1 protein-coding gene is annotated in these 1,765 nt (G+C 31.3%); it reads right to left on the bottom strand.

The features are described 5' to 3' along the window. Nucleotides 1-260 precede the first annotated feature (260 nt). Complete coding sequence (locus tag ND811_RS19205) at nt 261-1,199, bottom strand: hypothetical protein (RefSeq protein ID WP_265353589.1); 939 nt, start codon at nt 1,197-1,199, stop codon at nt 261-263. Between the last annotated feature and the right edge of the window lie 566 nt (nt 1,200-1,765).

Here is a 1,765-nt window from a genome sequence, read left to right as displayed (position 1 = left end):
ATTCCTTTTTAGAGATTTCATAAAAGGTTATTAATTCTTGATGTTTGATGCAGTTTTTACAGAGATACCAGGTCATTTTTTTCTGATTTCGCATAACGAACAAGACTTACCGAAGTTCCCCGACCCTGAGTCCCGCCGGGACGTTAGGGACTGGCATGTAGCTTGCGTAAGCAAGGCGAATGCCAGAAGGGGAATTTGCCGTAGGCCGAGCGAGGGCTAGTCCCGAAGCGTAGCGGTAAGTCGCTGTTATGCGAAGTTCTTTATCTGCTAAATGCAATAAACGTCCAGATGAAAGCAGAGACAGTTATCATTATAGGAGTTATAATAATATCAGCAGCAACAGTAAATGGAATTTTAAGATATTTGTAAAATTTTCTAGGTTCGGAAACTGTATTTTTTGAATCGCTGAAAAGTATTATATTAAATTTATTTTTAAATAAATTGTCATCAAGCTTATACTTATAAATTTCACTTTTTGGAAACAATGTGTCATAATATTCACTTTCTTTTAAAATAGTAATGTAAGTTTGGTTATTATCTACAATTTGAGGTTTTACTTTATTAAAGGGATTTTGGTTTCTGACCCAAAAATCTTCACTTTTTTTATAGTTTTTTAAAGAATTAAATGTGCAATTTCCTGTTACGACGCAATCTTCCTCTATGAATTCAGATAACTTCAGATAAGATATATTTTTTAAATAAAATTCAATATTGATTTTTTTTATTTCATTTTCAATTGGAATTACGTAGGTAGTATAATCTTCAAATACGAAGATGTATCTTGCTTTAAAAAAATCAGTTTCGGGAGGATTTACAAAGACATGCAATATTTTCTTTTCACTAGGGAAATTGGAACACCTACAATATCTTTCTATATTTTTGAATGATTCAGACTTTAAAATTAAATTATCATTAATAAAAAGAAGTTCCGAATTTTTATCTAAATTTTCGAAATACTCATTCCCTTCTCTTTTTTTACATAACTTAAATTCGCTTGAATTTACGAATAATTTAGAATTAGGTAGCTTGTTAGAAATTTTATAACAAGATTCTAATTGTTCTGAATTATATTTTTCATTTTTTACGGAAGACTGATTGGTGGTTGCTTTTATTATAAGATAATTTTCTTCAAAGTATAAATTTTCAAAACTTCCAACGCTTGTATTAATAATTTTTTCACCTGGTGCAGCATCCTTCAATACTTCGCGAGTAAGTATACAATTAAACTGTAAAAGGAATATAGATATTAAATAAAGATTTCTTTTCATGAATTGTTTAAAGAATTTCGCATAACGAACTAGACTAACCGACGTAGGCTGGCCCTGAGTCCCGGAACGGGACGTTAGGGACTGGCCACGACACTTGCGTAGGCAAGGGGAGTGCCAGAAGCCTATGTGTCGGAGACCAAGCGAGGGCGTAAGTCCCGAAGCGCAGCGGTTAGTCGCTGTTAATTGCAGTGTCCAATGAATAGTAAAGAATTCGAATAGGAAAGTAAAGAAGTTATATCTATTCTCTTAAAATTACTTTTTCTTAAATTCTTAAATTAATTTTCGCGTGAATATCCCAAACAAGGCAAACTAAAACAGAACTATGCATGAAACTAGACAATGTAAATTAATAATGAGAAAGACGTTAAAAGAAACTAAGCCTTAATAAATATCTTTAAATATTTCTTTTCTTAATTCTTTGTCTTTCTCATTTCTCTTTTCACAAACCTTGAATAAAAACATTTAGCGAAAATTTAAAACAAAAAAATCTTAATGTA

The sequence above is a fragment of the Leptospira soteropolitanensis genome (genome assembly GCF_026151655.1).
GTDB lineage: Bacteria > Spirochaetota > Leptospiria > Leptospirales > Leptospiraceae > Leptospira_A > Leptospira_A soteropolitanensis.
The sequence above is the reverse complement of the archived record's forward strand: the minus strand, read 5'-3'. Positions and strand labels throughout refer to the sequence as shown.